2 protein-coding genes are annotated in these 799 nt (G+C 53.3%); both read right to left on the reverse strand.

Annotated features, from left to right (window positions below):
- A partial coding sequence (locus IG168_RS20435) for a type IV secretion system protein (RefSeq protein ID WP_193166454.1) occupies nucleotides 1–353 on the reverse strand: 353 nt, incomplete at its 3' end.
- A gap of 2 nt (nucleotides 354–355) precedes the next feature.
- Nucleotides 356–799: hypothetical protein (locus IG168_RS20440; RefSeq protein ID WP_193166455.1), on the reverse strand; the 444-nt coding region annotated here is incomplete at its 5' end.

Below are 799 nucleotides of genomic sequence, written 5' to 3' on the forward strand. Positions count from 1 at the left end.
CCCACCACGTTCGTAGCAGCCGTTAAATAAGAGGATGCAAGTAGAGATTCGGTGCCCCCGCCCTGCCCCGTCAATTGAAGGCCGGACCACTGAAACCCCGAAAGGATAGTGGTTTGAAAGGTTGGGAACTCTTTGATAAACCAGAAAAATACGCCCATTTTCATGATTTGCATAAATGTCTCGGACATCATGCGTCCGCGTCCGAGCGCGATCAGCAATCCGAAGAATGCAATCTCAATAACTGCCAGTTTTGAGAATAGGGAAACCGCTACGTCGACATACTGAGACGGCCCGGCTTGAAAGAGGGCAACGAGCGAGGAAACGCGATTGTCGAGGGAGGAGAGCGGTTCCATGGCTACTTCCAAGCAGCCCGGCTTTTCTCAATAGGCATGAACAAATCGGGATCTGCGGTTCCGGACGGGACGGGTTGACGCATCGCGTCAGCGGCAGCAGCGAGGCGATATTTCGAACGCTGACTTTCGAGGTATGCTTTCTGCTCTCGAGCGAGTTCGTTCGCCAGTTGCAGCCGAGCGATCTCATATTGTTGCATCTCGATCTGCGCGTTGACGGCATGAAGCTGGGTTTGAGCCTGAATTGCTTGTGTTTCACCGGTCGCCGTAGAGCTTGCCGTCATTGCATTTGCAAGTTTCTGTCCCGTGGCATAGCTGGGCTCGAGAGCGGACAATAGTTGTGACGAGTCGCTGATCACATTGCTGGTCAGCGTTATCGCGAAGTCGCTTGCTGCAATGGCGTCTTGGGGTGTCTGAATTCGATTAGCGAGGTTCATAAGCTGCGTGGA

It is taken from the genome of Microbulbifer hainanensis, assembly GCF_014904735.1.
Classification (GTDB): domain Bacteria; phylum Pseudomonadota; class Gammaproteobacteria; order Pseudomonadales; family Cellvibrionaceae; genus Microbulbifer; species Microbulbifer hainanensis.